The 17,661-nt window shown below is 61.7% G+C and carries 12 protein-coding genes and 2 pseudogenes; 8 read left to right on the forward strand and 6 right to left on the reverse strand.

Annotated features, from left to right (window positions below):
• Window positions 1-163 precede the first annotated feature (163 nt).
• Entirely contained in the window at window positions 164-727 is a 564-nt protein-coding gene (locus CI785_RS01015; protein WP_105030264.1) for an adenylate kinase, read from the forward strand.
• 59 nt (window positions 728-786) lie between these two features.
• Here CI785_RS01015 and CI785_RS01020 read toward each other — a convergent pair whose 3' ends face one another.
• The 6 genes and pseudogenes from CI785_RS01020 to CI785_RS01045 all read right to left on the reverse strand — a co-directional run bounded on the left by CI785_RS01020 (window position 787) and on the right by CI785_RS01045 (window position 8,626).
• A complete protein-coding gene (locus tag CI785_RS01020) occupies window positions 787-2,277 on the reverse strand; it encodes a GntR family transcriptional regulator (protein ID WP_105030246.1) in 1,491 nt (496 codons plus the stop codon).
• Between the two features lie 1,707 nt (window positions 2,278-3,984).
• Window positions 3,985-4,593 (reverse strand): annotated as a pseudogene (locus CI785_RS01025) (aldehyde dehydrogenase family protein); the annotation flags it as partial.
• Between the two features lie 485 nt (window positions 4,594-5,078).
• Window positions 5,079-5,801, reverse strand: a complete 723-nt coding sequence (locus tag CI785_RS01030; RefSeq protein WP_338064867.1) for a GntR family transcriptional regulator — start codon at window positions 5,799-5,801, stop codon at window positions 5,079-5,081.
• Window positions 5,802-5,914: 113 nt separating this feature from the next.
• Window positions 5,915-6,850 carry a dihydrodipicolinate synthase family protein gene (locus CI785_RS01035; protein ID WP_105030249.1) on the reverse strand — a complete coding sequence of 312 codons (936 nt, stop codon included), beginning with the start codon at window positions 6,848-6,850 and terminating at the stop codon, window positions 5,915-5,917.
• Between the two features lie 70 nt (window positions 6,851-6,920).
• Window positions 6,921-7,706 (reverse strand): SDR family oxidoreductase, encoded by a 786-nt coding sequence (locus CI785_RS01040; protein ID WP_105030250.1) that lies wholly within the window; start codon window positions 7,704-7,706, stop codon window positions 6,921-6,923.
• Between the two features lie 41 nt (window positions 7,707-7,747).
• Window positions 7,748-8,626 carry a DUF1932 domain-containing protein gene (locus CI785_RS01045; RefSeq protein WP_105030251.1) on the reverse strand — a complete coding sequence of 293 codons (879 nt, stop codon included), beginning with the start codon at window positions 8,624-8,626 and terminating at the stop codon, window positions 7,748-7,750.
• Window positions 8,627-9,198: 572 nt separating this feature from the next.
• Here CI785_RS01045 and CI785_RS01050 point away from each other — a divergent pair.
• From CI785_RS01050 to CI785_RS01080, 7 genes and pseudogenes are all read left to right on the forward strand, one after another.
• Window positions 9,199-10,197 (forward strand): TAXI family TRAP transporter solute-binding subunit, encoded by a 999-nt coding sequence (locus CI785_RS01050; protein ID WP_105030252.1) that lies wholly within the window; start codon window positions 9,199-9,201, stop codon window positions 10,195-10,197.
• Between the two features lie 138 nt (window positions 10,198-10,335).
• Window positions 10,336-10,740, forward strand: a complete 405-nt coding sequence (locus CI785_RS01055) for a hypothetical protein (protein WP_105030253.1) — start codon at window positions 10,336-10,338, stop codon at window positions 10,738-10,740.
• Window positions 10,737-12,893 carry a TRAP transporter permease gene (locus tag CI785_RS01060; RefSeq protein WP_105030254.1) on the forward strand — a complete coding sequence of 719 codons (2,157 nt, stop codon included), beginning with the start codon at window positions 10,737-10,739 and terminating at the stop codon, window positions 12,891-12,893. Before CI785_RS01055 ends, CI785_RS01060 begins: the two co-directional genes overlap by 4 nt.
• A 303-nt stretch (window positions 12,894-13,196) precedes the next feature.
• Entirely contained in the window at window positions 13,197-13,922 is a 726-nt protein-coding gene (locus CI785_RS01065) for a substrate-binding domain-containing protein (RefSeq protein WP_105030255.1), read from the forward strand.
• Window positions 13,923-13,952: 30 nt separating this feature from the next.
• Complete coding sequence (locus tag CI785_RS01070) at window positions 13,953-15,638, forward strand: thiamine pyrophosphate-dependent enzyme (protein ID WP_105030256.1); 1,686 nt, start codon at window positions 13,953-13,955, stop codon at window positions 15,636-15,638.
• 124 nt (window positions 15,639-15,762) lie between these two features.
• A complete protein-coding gene (locus tag CI785_RS01075; protein ID WP_240614931.1) occupies window positions 15,763-17,229 on the forward strand; it encodes an NAD-dependent succinate-semialdehyde dehydrogenase in 1,467 nt (488 codons plus the stop codon).
• 276 nt (window positions 17,230-17,505) lie between these two features.
• A pseudogene (locus CI785_RS01080) lies at window positions 17,506-17,661 on the forward strand (glyceraldehyde-3-phosphate dehydrogenase); the annotation flags it as partial.

Raw genomic sequence — 17,661 nt, forward strand, 5'->3', positions numbered from 1 at the left:
GGTCGGCCGGCGGCGCGCCGGCGGCATCAGCAGCTGGCCGACCGCGCTTAGGCAGGGCCTCACGCACTGCTCCAGCAGCCAACAGCAGGTGAAGCCCGCCTACGGCAGGCAGCGCATACCCACCAACGTGAGCCGCTTATAAAGGAGTACAGCAGTGACGGCAATGCTTATTATCGGTCCGCCCGGAGCAGGCAAAGGAACCCAGGCGGCTCGCATAGCAGAGCGCTTCGGCATTCCGCCCATCTCAACGGGCGACATCTTCCGCGACAACGCCCGTCGGCAGACATCACTCGGAATGAAGGCCAAGGCTTTCTTGGATAGCGGCGATTTCGTGCCCGACAGTGTCACGAACAGCATGGTCCGTGATCGACTCGCCCAACGCGATGTCGGCAATGGCTTCCTCCTGGACGGATACCCTCGCACAGCTGCCCAAGTCCAGGAGCTTGATGACATCCTGCGGACAAATGACGTGGAGCTCAACGTCGTCGTGCAGCTCACAGCTGACGAAGAAGAACTCGTGCGGCGGCTGCTTCGCCGCGCCGACACTGATGGCCGATCGGACGACACCGAAGCAGTGATTCGTCACCGGCTGAGGATCTACCGCGAGCAGACAGAAGCAGTCGTGTCTCTCTACGACCAGCGAGGCATCGTCACGAGAATCAACGGCGTAGGGACGATTGATCAAGTTACTGAGCGAGCCCTAATGAACTTCAGTCATTCATACTAAGACGTGGCCTTCTGGCCGCCACCGAACTCCTCAGTCCAGCCGCCACTGCCTCCAACCATTTACGAAACAAGCTCATCAAATCGACCACTACGGTCGCTTTCGATCTGGGAATCGACTCCCACGAGGTAGATGCCCAACGAGTCCGGGGACAGTGCGACCGCCTGGCGTGCATCGAAACCAGCGAGCAGTTCGCCACTCACAAGATGGGGTGCACCCCCGACAACGACGCGCCCCACCTCATTCACCACAGTCGCGTCCTTGAGATCAAGGTCGTGAAGCAACGGAACAAGCACCTTCTCCAGTTCTCCCACGAGAATGTCGACTCCGAAGATTCCGAGGAAATCGCCCGAATCCGATTCGATGGGAACCGAGACAGTCACGATGTACTGGTCGTACCCGAGATAGTCCACGTAGGGGCCATCGAGGATTGGGGTCCTGCTCTGACGAGCCTCAGCGAACCATGGCATTGACTGGTAGTCATAGAATCTGTCGGTGCCCGAGGTGGTATCCATGATGAGCCGGTTCACCACACCCTGCTGATTTTTCGCCCACCAGTAGTGGCATTCAGGAGCATCAGGAACGGGCGGTGACGCCAACATCGCTCCAGCCCCGGCGACCATGGGGAATGCCTCCAGTACAGCCATGGAAAAGTTCGACACCAGCATCGATGAGAATGGCTCACTTCCAGCGCTGCGCGAAGGAAATGCCAAAGACCTCGCCACCATATGCGCGTTTTTTGTCAAATTGGCCACCAATCCAGCGAAGATGTACCTGATTGCATCCTTGCTTGATTTCGCCGACTCCCCTCGTTCACGCTGCAGGGCTCTGAGCTTCAGTTGAATCAGGTGACTGAAAACTTCCCGCAGGTGAGCTTCGATTAGTTCCGTCGCCCGGGCAGAGTCATTTTCCTGGAGTGCCTCGATGACAGCAGAGTAGTGAGCAAAAGCGCGCTCCATGACCCCGTCATTTTCTGGGTTTGACCACAGCAAGGGAGCCAGGCGGGATCGTATTCTCACAGCGGCATGGGTGAGGTGCATCGATTGCGATATGACAGCGATTTCGATATGGAACCGGCTATCGTTGACCGCCATCTGCGACGGACTAGTCGAACTTTTGAGAGCCCCCAACAGATGGCGCAGTCGCTGAAAGTCTGCTGCCGTCCCTCGACGGCTTGCTTGTGTCGCCGACGCAGCGAAAACGGCGAGAGAATGATCTTCGAGATCCCTCAATTCGGCCATCGTCATGCTCTGAAGCAGCATCTCGCCACGGTGCTTCCAGCTATCAGCTGTCCCAACAAGGAAACTCCCACCGTACCGACCGCGCCGCGTCTCGATTACCCCATCGTCCCTGAGAGCGGCCAGCGCCTCACGCAGCGTTGGCACTGATACCTGCAGCATTTCCGAGAGCTGCTGCTCAGAAGGCAGTTTTTCCCCCGCGCGCAGCAAGCCAAAAGAGATGGCCGCATCGATCCGATTGATCAACTGGCTGACCTTGTCCTTACCGGGATCGCTGGGAGACGTTTCCTCCAAGATCGACAAAAAATTACGCATAGGACAAAACCCTTCGGCGATGCAGGTGCTACCTTCAGGTTCTAGTATACCTAAAAAATCTGCAGTAACATTGTCAGCATAAACTCTTCACGCGGCGAATACGCCGTGGCCTACCTGCCGAAACCGCCTCCTCAATTGGTACAAAGCACCGACGCTGCTCCTGCCGCGGTAATTGATCGTGCGGAAAATGGAGTACGAGGGAGACAAAAATAGCGCCTTAGGGGAGTGCGCGGCGGGACGGCAACCCGTGAACAATAGCGGCTCCGTACTCTGAGGTGAACCGAAACAATGCGCACTTTGCAGAGTAGAATCGTTCAGGGCGAGATGTCGCCTGGTGATGCGGATATTCTAAAAGTCGGAGAAATGCGGCAAGGAATTTTGTGGCCCGTTGCTGGGCGTCACATGGGCCCCGCAAGTTGCATCGAAGAGCATGAGAGCCTCACGTCGATAGGTGGCCGTGCCTGGACGACAGCGCCCTCCGCCAGCTGCTTGGAACGTTATTGATTGACTTGGCTGTCCTCGCCGCCGGGTCGCGCTGGAGAGGCCAAAGGATGCAAGCATTAGCTACTGCCAGAATGGCGACTGCCTGAAACACTGCAATCATTCACTATTACAACCGGCACCGCGGCGTCGATGCTGCGCCCGTTTCTTCTCGCCGCCTACCCCAGTGGTGACGATAACGGCGATCTAGAACGGATTCCGATGAGCGCCGAGAGCGGGAACCAGCACCGGTCGCGAAGTAGATTTAGACGTTTAGCGTGCTCGAAGCTGAGCAATGAGCCACTAATTAGGATTGCTGCTCGGTCTCGCCTGTTGGAGCTTGATGACGCACAGTAGGTGCTTTAAATCCAACCTGGGCCGATACATCAGAGGCACGGGTCGGGGCCGACAAGGGTGCTCGATGGTATCGCCGCTTCGGTGGTCTATCCAATAGCAGGAAACAGACACGGCATATGTTGTTTGAGCGGTGATGGCTATGCTCGAGGCCCCATTGGAACCTTGGTCCATGTCACGGGTTCCCCAAGCAGGGACGGCATCATCGTTCCCTGAGGTAAGAAGCGCAGGGTCGCTTCATTGGCTGATACTCGCCACAGTCCTGTGCTTGGGCAATGCGTTCCGGTTCGTGCCTCTAAGTGCATTTTGGGGTAAGTAGAACGGGAAAGGGTATGGTTGGTCATCACTACCGCCTCATCGATTGATCATCACTGATGACCTAACACTAGGGGAGTGGTCACGCCGTTTATTGGACACTTCGCACACCTATTATTTTTTGGTAGTCATTTCGCCCAACAAAAGATGAGGGTGGTCCGCTTCACCTGTTGGATGGGGGGCTTCCGGTGGGACTGCCCGTCACGACCTGGAGGAAGGACCGATGGACCGGTTCGAGGAGCTCCTGATCGAGGTGCCTCCTTTGACGATGCGGGAAGCGAGGGCTGACTCGGACGTGACGCCACGAGCGGCAGCGTTGTCAGCTAGTCCCTGACCTCGTTTTTGTTGAAGCAGATGGGGCTCACCCTGTCCACGGCAGCGGACCTCGGCGACCTGGAATGTATACCGCGCACGGAAAACAACGGATCCAAGCTGACATCCGACTACGACGGCGAAGAAGTACGTCAGGAGGGGTCGGCATGCACTTTGATGGCACGTATCGACCCCTCCTGGCGGGTCAGCTGATGACGGGAATTGGAACCGCTCAGGCGGTGCAGATCATTTTTTGTTGACGAATTCCTCGATCGCGAACCGTCCGAGTTCGCGGCCGGATTCGGAGCGTTTCACACCGTCGAAGGGCAACTCGGCGGCGTCGGCGAGTACCAGGTTGATCCAGACCATGCCGGCTTCAATCGCATCCGCCACGCGCAGGGCCTGCTCCTGGTCCGTGGTGTGGACGTAGGAGCCGAGACCGAACGGGGTGTCATTGGCGAGCGACACCGCCTCTTCCTCGGAGGACACTTTATGAATTATGGCGACCGGGCCGAAAAACTCCTCGTGATAAGCGTCCATCTCGGGCGTCACCTCAGTCAGGACCGCCGGAGGGAAAAAGTTGCCAGAGGTCTCACCCGTTACCGAGACGGTTGCACCCTGCGACGCGGCGTGCTCAAGCTGCTCCTTGAGTCTCGACGTCGCGGCTGCCGAGGAAAGCGGACCGAGCAGCGTGCCATCGGCCATGGGATCTGCCGGCTGCACCTTCTTCATCGCCTGCGTGAATTTGTCGACAAATTCCTCGTAGAAAGTGTCGAGAATGATGAACCGTTTGGCGGCGTTACACGCTTGGCCGTTGTTGTCGAGGCGGGCGTTCACCGCGTCCTGGACAGCGGCTGCGCTGGGCCTCGAGCGACTCGTTGGCCGGTGGCCCTCCACACAGACGCCTGGCTCGTGAAATCGCCGATAACGAACCTTATGACAGTAAAATACTGACTTTACAAGCGGATTTGACGGACAGCACGATGGTGTCGCCGGACAAGCATCGCGAAGGCGCCTACGGAGCCGCTCGCTAAATGGCCGCATGCCTGAAAAACGAGGAGATCGCAGTTTGGGTCAATCCCGGCGGCCCGAACGGTCCGCGGCCGCAGTGCACGCCCGAGTGATTCATCAAGGGCAAGCACACGCTCTACGCGCTGTTCGAGAGAGGTGCGGGCGGCTAGACCTTCGATGACGTCCTTGACCGTGGCCAGGGCCATCGCTGCTGGTAAGTACGGTTCCGCCCAGTCGGCGGCCGCTTGGCGGTCCCGATGGTCTGAGTGCGGGATAAGGGCGCGAATGTGTGCGGCTGGGAGAACCTCCCTGACTTCTACAGCCGGAGTTCAGGCGGTCTCGGATTCGGCGTTGAAGCGGCTTGCTTCAAAGGCCATGTGCGCTAGGCACAGATGGGCGGACATCAGGGACTCTGCGGCGGAGCTGTTTCTGGTGGCGATCGCGTTGGCCAGGTCCTGGTGGAACTGCACGCTCCGCGCGATGTCCTCGTTGGAGTAGTAGAAGTACGTGCCCAGTGTGAGGGATGTGTCGGTGAGAGTCTGGACGAACTGGAACAAGCGCGGAGACCGTGCAGCTGACACGATGAGCAGGTGGAATGCCTGGTTGTTGTGGTGCAGGTCGTCGCGGTAACCCTCTGCGCGGCGTTCGGCGAAACCAGCCATTTCCTCGACGAGTGCCTGTAGCCGGGCGATTTCCTCCGGTGTCGCCGACTGTGCAGCAAGGAACGCAGCCCGCGCCTCGAGCATCTGGCGCAGATCGAACACCTCGTTGATGTCGTTGCGGGTCCACTGCGCGACGAAGGATCCGCGGTTCGACTCCGTGGTCACCAGGCTTTCTTGTGTCAGCCGCTTTAGCGCCATCCGAACGGGGGATCGGGACACGTTGAGTTCTTGGCTGATCTCAGACTCAACCAGATGCCGTCCGGGCGCATACGCGCCGGACATGATGCGACTCCGAATCACGTCATAGACTCTCGTGCTCGGCTGAGCCATTACTCGCCTTTCAGTAGGTCCTTGCGGCATGCAGGGACGCGCAGAACCGACAGTGCGCATGAAAACTATGCCCACTCTAATAGTGGACAGTCCTGCTGGTACGACAGCACGGACAGACTGAAGCGCCGGGAAAAACTTATCGTCCCGGCGCTTCAGCTCTTCACTGCTACGTGTCAGCTGTCGAGCTTGGCGCGTGGATCGTGTCGGGCTAGGCGGTTGAGCAGATATTCCACTTCTGACGTGGCCGTGGTTGACAGGGTCCCGCCTGGGCTGCGCTGCGCGTCGGAGGTCAGGACCCCGCGCCGCTTCAGGACGTACTTGCGCACGGACAAACCAGCCGCTCCGGGCTGCTGTTCGTAGCGGATTAGCGGGAGGTGTGCGTCGAAGAGGTCGTGGGCTGCGTCGCGGTCACCGTTGGCGGACGAGCGTACGACGTCGACCAGCATTTCCGGGAAGCAGTATCCGGTCATTGCTCCGTCAGCACCACGTTCGACCTCGAAGTCCAGGAACGCTCCACCGAAACCGCACAGGATGGAAAGGTGCGGGATCTTGCCTGCTGCCTCCAGGGCCCTGATCTGGGTGATCTTTTCCAGTCCTGGCCAGTCCTCATGCTTGAGCATGACGGCGTTGTCGTTGTCGGCGGCGATGCGCCGGATGACATCGGTTGCCATGATGACCGAGAAGGTCAGCGGGAAGTCCTGGATGACGAAGGGAGTGTCCTTGCCGATGGCTTCAGCGGCGCCCCGGTAGTAGTTCACGATCTGGTCGTCGGTGCGGAGGGATGGCTGCGGGGCGATCATGACGCCCGCGGCCCCGTTGGCCATCACCTTTTTGGCAAGCCCTCCCATGGCAGCGTAGCCGGGTGCGGAGACGCCGACGATGACGGGGAATGGTGCCCGCGTGAGGAATCGGTCTGCGACTGCCGCTGCTTCCTCGGTGGTGAGCTTGGGGGCTTCTCCCAATGCTCCAAGGACGGTGATTCCGTTGACGCCGGCTTCCTGGTAGAAATCGACGAGCCTGTCGATTGACGGGAAGTCGATACTTCCGTCATCCAGAAACGGCGTGGGGGCGATCGCGTAGACGCCTTTTTCCGTGGATGTAAGTTTCATGGCGAAATTTCCTTTTCGTGGAGTGGCCGGCACATGCCGGCCACTCCGTTCAGTGAGGACGTCAGCGAGGTTAGACGCTGGGAATCAGACCGCCGTCGATCCGAACGACGGAACCGGTGATGTAGGAAGCGCCCGTCCCGGAGAGGAAGGTGACGACCTGGCCGTATTCCTCGGGGCGGCCGTAGCGCCCGACTGGAATGGACGCAGTGCTCTCGGCGGTGACTTCTTCAACGGGCCGGTTCTCCCGCTTGGCTTTCGCTTCGTCCAGAGCGGTGATGCGTCCGGTTGCGACCCTGCCGGGGAGCACGATGTTGGAAGTAATCCCGGAAGGACCAACTTCGCGGGCGAGCGTCTTGGACCAACCGACGAGGGTGGAGCGCAGGGAGTTGGACAGTCCCAGGTTCGGGATGGGGGAGATGACTCCCGAGCTGGTGCTGGTGATGATGCGCCCCCATCCCTTTTCCTTCATGCCGGGCAGGACGCGGTCGGTCAGGGCGATCACCGGCAGGACCATCGACTGGAAGTAGGAAGTCCAGGTGTCGCTGGACTGTCCGTGTACCAGGGTGGGGGGAGGGCCGCCCGTGTTGTTGACGAGAATGTCGATCGGACCGAGCTCTGCTTCGATCCTTGTGACCTGCGTGTCGATCGCGTCCAGATCCGCCAGGTCCCAGGTGAAGGTCTTGGCCGTTCCGCCTGCAGCGTTGATGGCGGCTGTCGTGGTATCGGCATATTCCGCCGCGACATCGGCGACGGCTACCTTCACGCCTTCGGCAGCCAGGGCGCGCGCGATAGCGCCGCCCAGCCCTCCGCCTGCGCCCAGTACCAGGGCGACCTTGCCGTTGATTTCGAGATCCATTGTTTGTCCTTTGATTGGTGCGCGTCCCGTAGTGGGACGCTCTAGTGCTGTTTGGCGGCTGCTTTTGAGGATTCGAGCAACCAGGTCACCGCGGAGTCGATGTTTTCTGCTGTGCCCTGTGGGGGCGGGGTGTCACTGAGCGCCTGGACGGTCTGTTCATAGCGTTCGCGTGAACCGGCCAGGACCGATGAAGGCAGGTTCGCTTCGTCGAGTTGTGCGATAGCGCGGTCGACCTCATGGAAGCGGCGTTCAGCATGAAGGACGTGGGTGCGAACAACGGCATTGAGGAAGTTTGTGAACCCCTCGGTATCGATGTCCTCGAGTACCCGGTACAACTCCTGGCGCACGCCCTGACTTTCGGCTGCAACGAGCGCTTCGACGCCCAGTGCCTCAAGTCCCTTGGTCAGCACGGTTCTGAGAAGTTTGAGGGCAATGGCGTCTCCGGCAGCAGCATCCTCCAATGCCCTGATCGGAGCGCCCAATTGACTGAAGTCGGTTACGGCGGATGCAGCGTCCCGGCCCGCTGCGAGCAAATTCGTCCGGACGCCGGTCAGTCCTACCGCGCCCATGATAGCGATGTCGACGTATCCGGCAGATTGGGCTTCCAACAGCCCTGCTGCTGTCCGCTTGTCGGCCGAGTTCGCCGTGCTGAGATCCGCGTAAAGCGCGCCCTCCCGGAGGTGGCCGGCGGCCTGCTCGGCCACGGACACCGCCACATCACCGGTGACGCAGGCCCAGACCCGATCCATGTCGGCCAGCCACGGACCCATGGAACTCTTGAGTTCCACACCGAGGCGTTCTGCCAGCTCCTTGGCCGGGGCCGACGGGTAGGCATCACAGAGGACCAGTTCGAAGTGCGGGGCGGCAGCGGCTGCATAGAGCCGTCCGACCTCTCCGCAACCAATAATTGCAAGCTTCATCACTCGCTCCCTTCCAACACTAAAAGTACAATAGAAAGACAATCGTAGCAACGTGTACCGTCATGACGGGGCCTGTTGACTTGACCAACGGGTGATAGTACTTTATCTGTACACCTCGTGATCTGCATCACCCGATGGGCTTGGCACCGCCGCCCTGTCCTGCAGCTCGAGTCCTGCAATGCATTTCCCAATCGATGAAGCTTGGAGCACGCACCCATGGCTGGTAGGCCCACCCCCTGGCAGGTCGCTACGCGCAGTAGCCCAACCTCACCTAGCCCAGCTGAGATTTCCATGATCTTGCACTTTGCAGCTCGTACTAATCGGACGAACTAGGCCCTGCCCCCGTGGCTGGGAAGGTCGACGTCATTGCCAGGTCGGGTGTTCCCGCCAGTCAATCGAGACCTGATCACTGCATTCAGCGAAAAGGTATCCGAGCCAGAGCTGCTGGTTGCCTCCATGGCCAGGAGCTCCGGGACACGACGCACCACTGATTCGAGCCGGCATCACAGGCGAAGCCGTCGCTCCAGCTACACGATTCAAAAAATTCGAACATAGACCCAAGGGAGAAACTGATGGTCACCCCAGCAACCAACCGAAAGCTTTTGTGCACTGCAGCACTGATTGCCCCTGTGCTGTTCATTTCAGCGTGCGGTAGCCCGGAGCCCACCACGGGCGGCGGGGGCGGGGCTGATGCGGGCGTTGGCGGCTCGCTCTCCATAGCGACGGGCGGCACCGGCGGCGTCTACTACCCCCTGGGCGGCGGAATCGCGACCGTGATCCGCGACAACATCGAGGGCTACGACGCTACTGTGCAGGAGACCAATGCCTCCGCGGACAACATGCGCCTTATCGAAAACGGATCAGCTCAGATTGCCTTCGGGGTGGGCGATGTGGTGTCCGACGCCGTCGAGGGCGTCGGTGAGTTCGAGGGCAGCCCGTTGGAGATCTGTTCGCTCGGCAACATCTACAACAACTTCATGCAGGTCGTCACTGTCGACGGAACCGGGATCGAATCAGTGGAGGACATGCAGGGGAAAGTGATTTCCGTTGGCGCGCCGGGTGGAGCTACCGAGGTCGGAGCGCTGCGTATCCTCGAGGCCGCGGGGATCGACCCCGAGACCGGAGTGGAACGCCGCCAGCTCGGCGCCGCTGAAACCGTTGCCGCGCTGCGGGACGGCACCATCGATGCCGGGTTCTGGTCCGGCGGGCTTCCCACGGGCGCGTTGATCGATCTTGCCAGTGATGGTGATATGAAGCTTCTGCCCATCGGTGAGTACGCCGAGCCCCTGGCGTCCGAGTACGGGGACTACTACGTCGCGGCGGACATCCCCGCCAACACCTACGAGGGCCAGACCGAAGCTGTTGCGGCGATCGCGTCCCCGAATATCTTGGTTGTCAGTCCCACCATGGACGAGCAGCTCCAGCAGGACATTACCCGGGCGATCTTCGACAACGAGGAGGCCCTCATCCAGGTGCACCCGTCTGCCGAGGAGATGGACGCCAGCATCGCCGGAGATGTCCCCTTCATTCAGACGTGCCCCGGCGCCCAGGTTTACTTCGATGAGCAATAGCACCTAATGCGTCCATCACTTGCCGCCGTCGGCTGTCTGATCATTGCTGTCCTGCTGCCATCGGCTGCGCCTGGATTGACCAAAGGATCCATTGGGTCCCCCAGCGAGTCGGGTGCATCTGCCCCATTAGGGTCCGTTGTGATTAGCATCGACGACGGCGAGCTGGCGAGCGTACCGCTCACCGGATCCGGCTTCTCCGTGAGTTACCGCAATTCGCTGTACGGCACCCGGGCCGAGGAACGCTACACCCTCGGCCCCGACGGCACCTTCGTGCTGGACCAGATCGCGGCCGACCAGCTCGCGGTGCTGGAGGAGTACTACGCCGTGCCCGGCGTCCCGTCGGCTGCCGCGGAGTCCGATCGCCGGGAATGGGTCGTGGAACCGGACCCGGCGCGGCCCGCCGTGTTCGAGGAGCTCTCGATCGCGGCGACCGACCTCGGACAGCGCACCCTGCACGTGGACGGCGCTCCACCCCTCGAACTGTGGAGCCTCGTCGACGACAACAACCCGTTCGTTGAGTTACATCTCAAGGAGACACCATGACCGAGCGACCAGACGGCAACGGCGCCGTGAAGGCGCACACCTCCGCCCCAGCCCCCAGGCACAAGGCGTCCATGCCGGACGAGCAGGCGGACCGTGCGAGGCTGAAGGAGGACGAGCCGGTCAGCCCCCTCGAGCGGGAAGACGTCATCGACGAGGAAGCACTGATCGCCGAGTTCGAGGCGGAGAAGCCCGCGCGGCACCTGAGCGGACTCCCGGGCCTGCTGATCAAGATCGCCGGTGCAGGGCTCTCGCTGCTGGCCCTCTACTGGGTCTTCAATCCGATGCCCACCCAGTTCTACCTCCCGCTGTTCCTCGGGATCGGCCTGTCCCTGACGTTCCTCGTCTACCGGGGCTGGGGACGATCGGAAGCCTCGAAGGCGAAGAGGTCGGGGGACAACCCGGGCATCGCCGACTGGGCTCTCGCGATCGTGGCGCTCGTGCCCTTCCTCTACATCGTCTCCGACTGGGACGGCTTCTTCCGGCGCGCGATCACTCCCACCTACCTCGACCTGGCCATGGGCGTGATCGCCATCCTCGTGACCCTGGAGGCATCACGCAGGACCGTCGGGATCCTCGTGCCGCTGGTGGTCGTGGGCTTCTTCGCCTACGCCTCCTTCGGCTCCCTCGTCCCCGCTCCGTTCAACACCTCGTCCTTCAACTGGATCCGCCTCGTGGGCCACAACGTCATGGGCACGCAGGGGCTCTTCGGTGTCCCCACCGACGTGGCAGCGACCTACATCATCCTGTTCACCATCTACGGGGCGGTCCTCGGGGCATCCGGGGCCACCAAGTTCTTCATCGATCTCTCCTTCTCGGCCTTCGGCCAGTCCAAATCCGGGCCCGGCCGCACGGTGACTCTCGCGGGATTCCTCCTCGGCACGGTCTCGGGCTCGGGAGTCGCGACGACCGTCACCCTCGGTGGTATCTCCTGGCCGCTGCTCCGCAAGGCCGGCTACCCGAAGGAACACGGCGGTGCCATCCTCGCTGCCGCCGGCATCGGTGCCATCATGTCCCCTCCCACCCTGGGAGCGGCCGCCTTCATCATCGCCGCGCTCCTCGGCGTCTCCTACCTCCAGGTCCTCATCTGGGCCACCATCCCCACCGTGCTCTACTACTTCGGCATCATCCTGGCCATCGAGATGGATGCACGCCGCTTCAAGACCAGGGCCGTGGACTTCGACGTCAAGCCGGTGGGCAAGCTCCTCCTGCGCTTCGGCTACCACTTCAGCTCCCTCGCCGCCATCGTCGTGTTCATGGCCATGGGCATGACCCCCTTCCGCGCCGTCGTGTACGCCACGATCCTCGCGTTCGTGCTCAGCTTCCTCGACCGCGCCTCCTGGATGACCCCCCGACGCATCTTCGACGCGCTGGCCACCGGTGCCACCGGTGCGCTGTCGGTCATCCCCGTCATGGCCGCAGCAGGACTGATCGTCGGCGTCATGACCCTGACCGGCCTGGGCCTGAAGCTCGCCAACATCATCGTGGACTTCGCCGGCGGCAGCCTGCTCCTGACGGCCATCTTCTCGGCGATCTCGGTGATCCTGCTGGGACTGGCGGTCCCCGTGACGGCGAGCTTCATCATCTCGTGGGTCATCATCGGTCCCGCCCTGCAGGACGTGGGCGTCCCCGCGTTCGCCGCAGCGATGTTCATCTTCTACTACTCCGTGCTCAGTGAGGTCTCACCTCCCACGGCGCTCTCCCCCTTCGCCGCATCAGCCATCACCGGCGGCAAACCGATCCAGACCATGTGGCTCACCTGGCGCTACACCCTCTCGGCCTTCCTCGTACCGTTCATCTTCGTGCTCTCCGGTCCGGGCGTGGGACTGCTGCTGCAGGGCGGCATCGGCACCGTCGCGCTGGCCTTCGCCGTCTCGCTCCTGGCCGTCGGCGCCCTCGCCGTCGCCACCGGAGCCTGGCTGTTCGGCCCGGCCCGCTGGCCCGAGCGGATCCTGCTGGGGCTGGGATCGCTGCCGATGCTCGTCATGGAGCCCATGTACATCGGCATCGGCGCGGCCATCATCGCCGTCGGGGTCGTCGTCCACCTCCTCGGCCTCAAAATGCGGGGGCACCACAAAAAGCAACCTGCGACGACCGAAATGACCTCAGTCCACATCACCCCCACATCAGAACCGAACCCGAACAAGGACGTCTGACCGGGCACCGACCTGAGCGAGCTCCTCACGACAAATCTGTGGCACAGACAGGGTGAAGGACCACTTTCTTCAACAAGGAGGCTGGAATGCGAGCAAAGAAGGAAGACAGTCGTGGGATCGGTAGAGCCATTATTAGGGGAAGCTCAAGCCTGGTTACCCGTCCCCCCACTAGAGGCTCAAAGGATCGGAACCTTGAGGCGTCCGCACGTGACATCTTCGCTCGTCTGCCGCGTCATCAGCTACGCGCCCTCAGCTCGCCGTCCGTCACTTCTCTCGTTACGCCCACCCGATTGGATTCCTTGAATGCAGAACTTATCGACCCAGCGGCCGGTTTCTCTCTTCAGTACCCTCGCTGTGAAAAAGGCGCTGGATGGTGTCGTCCGGGTTGCTTTCACCCATGAGACGGGCATCGCCGTTGACACGGTGTACGAACCGACCAACCTGCTCCTCGCGCGCATCGCAGCCGGTGCTCGTCCCGATGTTCTGATTGGAGTGACTCATCAACTGGAACCTCTAGGGCCGACGGGGGTTGTTGACCTGTCTACCCGCGTCTCTGTAGCAACAGTCCGCGTCGGCATCGCCGTCGGAGCAGAATTGCCGTGCCCTGATATTTCGACGGTGAAGGCACTCACCCTGGCCCTTACCGGCGCGCGTTCCGTGGCATATTCACGCTCAGGAGCAAGCGGGGTGTACTTCGCCGGGCTCCTTCAACGCCTCGGCATCGCAGAACAGGTGAACGCAAGGGCCACCATCATTGACACAGGGTTCACCGCTGAAGCCGTCGTCGACGGCAGGGCGGACATCGCCGTCCAGCTCCTCAGTGAGCATCGGTCTGTTCCCGACGCCACAATCGTCGGCCCCCTTCCCGACGAAGTTCAACAAATCACAGAATTTTCTGCCGTGCTGGGCAGGGCAGGTGCCGTGCGCCCTGAGAACCAGGCACTGATGCGTTATCTCATCGGCAGCAGGGCGCAGGAAGCATACCTGAATGCCGGCATGGAAATCGCGCAAACATCAGCAACTACCTAATTCATCGATCAACCACAGAGGTGCGCACTAATGACCCAAACCCTGCCCGTACTTTCCATGACAGCAGAGAGCAATCCGAAGGACACACTGAAATCCGCGGGGCACGTCATCGTGGACTCCCTCGTTGCGCACGGAATTAAACGTGCCCATGTCGTTCCGGGCGAGAGTTTCCTGGATGTGCTGGATGGCCTGCACGACTCCGATATCGAGACGATCGTGTGCCGGCATGAGGGCGGCGCTACCTACATGGCAGAAGCCGATGGCAAGATGAACCAGCTACCGGGCATCGCGATGGTCACCCGCGGCCCTGGAGCGGCCAACGCCCACGTGGGCCTGCACACTGCCTGGCAGGACTCCACCCCAATGATCCTCTTCGTCGGGCTGATTCCCTTCGCGCACCGGGATCGCGAAGCGTTTCAGGAGTTCGACATCAAAGCCTGGTTCGACACTGGAGCCAAGCGCGTCATGGTCCTGGATCACGCCGAGCGTGCTTCCGAAATCGTCGCCGAGGCCTTCTTCGCCGCCATGAGCGGCCGGCCCGGCCCGGTCGTCATCGGCCTACCCGAAGACGTCATCCGTAAGCAGATCGATTCAACGCTTCACCCGCGGATCCCGGTAGCGACCGGTGGCATGACGACCACGGATTCCGATGCCCTCGCTGCAGCCCTGGCAGTCTCCACTAAGCCCTTGTTCGTGACCGGCGGCAATGACTGGACGCAGGACGGCGCCGACCAGTTCACGGCCTGGCTGGAAGAACACCACATCCCGGCCGCTGCCGAATGGCGCACCCAGGGCACCGTCCCGTCCGATTCCCCGTCCTACGTCGGCCCGATCGGCTATGGCCGGCCCCGGCCGACCTATGACCTGTTTGAGGAAACGGACCTGTTGGTCTTCGTCGGCACCGTTCCCGGCGATGTCATCACCGATGGATTCCTATGCCGGCAGGACTGGAACAAGAAGAACTTCCTGGTCACCATCGATTCGTCCCTTCGCGGCCGCTCCGGCCCCGTGTCCTACCAGATCGTCGCCAAACCGGACGTCTTCGTCCGGGACCTCGTCAAACTCCAGCTCCCCGTCAAGGACGAATGGCAGGCCTGGACCGCACGGATGCGTGGTGAACAGGAATCCTTCGCTGCCCTGCCCGAACCTATTCCGGTCGCCGGGCCTGCACGGATGGACACCCTCATGGCGAACCTGGTACCTACCTTGCCTGTGGATGCGATGGTGACCCTCGGCGCCGGTGAGCACACGAATTGGGCCCACCGGTACTTCCCCACACGGGGCTACGCGTCGATGATCAGCGCACGCAACGGCTCCATGGGCTACTCCGTGCCCTCTGCGATCGCAGCATCCCTCGCCCATCCCGGTCGGCGCGTGGTCACCATCGCCGGTGATGGAGAGTTCCTCATGAATGGCCAGGAACTGGCAACAGCGACCCAGTATGGGGCCACCCCCCTAGTGATCGTGATGGACAACCAGGAATACGGCACCATCCGCACCCATCAGGAACGTCACTATCCGCAGCGAATCTCCGGGACTCAGCTAAAAAACCCCGAATTCGCCCTCATGGCACAGGCCTTCGGAGGATTCGGCGTCAAAGTCGAACAGGACCAGGACATACCAACCGCCGTCACCGCAGCGCTGAAAGCCATCGATGAGGATCACGTGTTCGCCCTCATCCACCTCGTCGTCGAACAGCGCGTCAGGGCCTACTAAGACTCCTGTCCGGGCCGGCACCCACACATTTGGTTAAACGCCGTATCCACCCTGCTCAACGCCCCACTCCCGCTCATTCTTGAGCACTCTCACCGGATGGAAGAAAAGTATGACTATCGCAGCAATGACAGAACTCGATCTGCTGGACACCGTGCCCACCGGGCTGCTCATCGACGGGCAATGGCGGCCCGCCACCTCAGGCAAAACCTTCGACGTCGAAGACCCCGCCACCGGGAGAGTCCTGATGAGTATCGCCGACGCCGGAGCTGAGGACGGGGCAGCGGCCCTAGACGCTGCCGCCACAGCCCAAGCCTCCTGGGCCAAGGTCCCGGCCCGTGAGCGGGGGGAGATCCTGCGCCGGGCCTTTGACCTGGTGACCGCCCGTGCCGAGGACTTCGCGCTGCTCATGACCATGGAGATGGGCAAACCACTGGCCGAGGCCCGCGGTGAGGTGACCTATGCCGCCGAATTCCTGCGCTGGTTCTCCGAGGAAGCGGTACGCGTATCAGGCCGCTACTCCGTGTCCCCGGATGGCAAATCCCGTCTCCTGGTGACAAAGAAGCCAGTAGGACCGTGCCTGCTCATCACTCCATGGAACTTCCCCCTTGCCATGGCCACCCGCAAAATTGCCCCTGCTGTGGCCGCCGGGTGCACCATGATCCTCAAACCCGCCCGTCTCACCCCCCTGACCTCCCAGCTCTTCGCCGCCGTCATGCTGGAAGCCGGCCTGCCCGCCGGGGTCCTGAACGTCATCTCCTCCACCAGTGCCGGCGCCACCACCGGGCCCCTGATCAAGGACAGCCGGCTACGGAAGCTGTCCTTCACCGGATCCACCGAGGTCGGACGCCGTCTGCTCGCTGATGCGTCCGAAACCGTGCTGCGCACCTCAATGGAACTGGGCGGCAACGCACCCTTCGTGGTGTTCGACGATGCTGATCTCGATGCCGCCGTCAATGGTGCCATGCTCGCCAAGCTCCGGAACATGGGGGAAGCCTGCACCGCAGCCAACCGCTTCATCGTCCATGAATCCGTGGCCGAGGAGTTCTCGGAGAAGTTCGCCGCCAGGATGGCGACGATGACGACGGCCCGGGGCACGGAGGAAACGTCCAAGGTCGGCCCGTTGATCGACGCCAAGAGCAGGGACAAAGTGCACGAACTCGTCACGGACGCCGTGTCCGCCGGGGCCACCGCCCTGGTCGGCGGCGCACCCGAAGACGGGCCCGGCTACTTCTACCAGCCCACCCTCCTCACCGGCGTCACCGAAAGTGCCCGGCTCTTCTCCGAGGAAATTTTCGGACCCGTCGCCCCGATCATCACCTTCCATGACGAAGCTGACGCCGTACGGCTCGCCAACAAGACCGAGTACGGACTCGTCGCCTACGTCTACACGCGGGACCTAAACAGGGGCATCCGAATGGGCGAACAGCTCGAAACGGGGATGCTCGGGCTGAACGCCGGTGTCATCTCCAACGCCGCCGCGCCCTTCGGCGGGATCAAGCAATCAGGACTCGGCAGAGAAGGCGGGAGTGAAGGCATCGAGGAATACCTCTACACCCAATACATCGGGATCGCCGACCCGTACGCCAGCTAACCATCAGCATGGCCCGTGAGCCTTGCATCAACGCCAAGGCACGGAGAACACGACGCAGATTCATGTTTTCCTCGTAGCCCTGGCGCTTGAACAATCAAAACCTAGCCGAACATCGAACCGACAGCGCCTGGCGCTATTCCTACCTCGGTGTCGGATTGGATGAGTTTTGCATCGGGGTGCCCCGGTGCCCGAAAGGACGCCGCCTTGCAGTACGACAGGACCGAGAACCACGCCGGAGCCGATACCGGGACTGATGCCGGGTCGCATGAGACGTGGCTGGAACGTGAGGCGCTGGCCGAGGCGATGATCCCGCTCATCGGGCGCCTGTACCGAGAGAACAACGTGGTCACGAGCATCCACGGGCGCAGCCTGATCAACAAGTCCACCATGAACATCCTCAAGGCCCACCGCTTCGCCCGCCGCATCACCACG

The sequence above is a fragment of the Arthrobacter ruber genome, from assembly GCF_002954225.1.
GTDB classification, from domain to species: domain Bacteria; phylum Actinomycetota; class Actinomycetes; order Actinomycetales; family Micrococcaceae; genus Arthrobacter_D; species Arthrobacter_D ruber.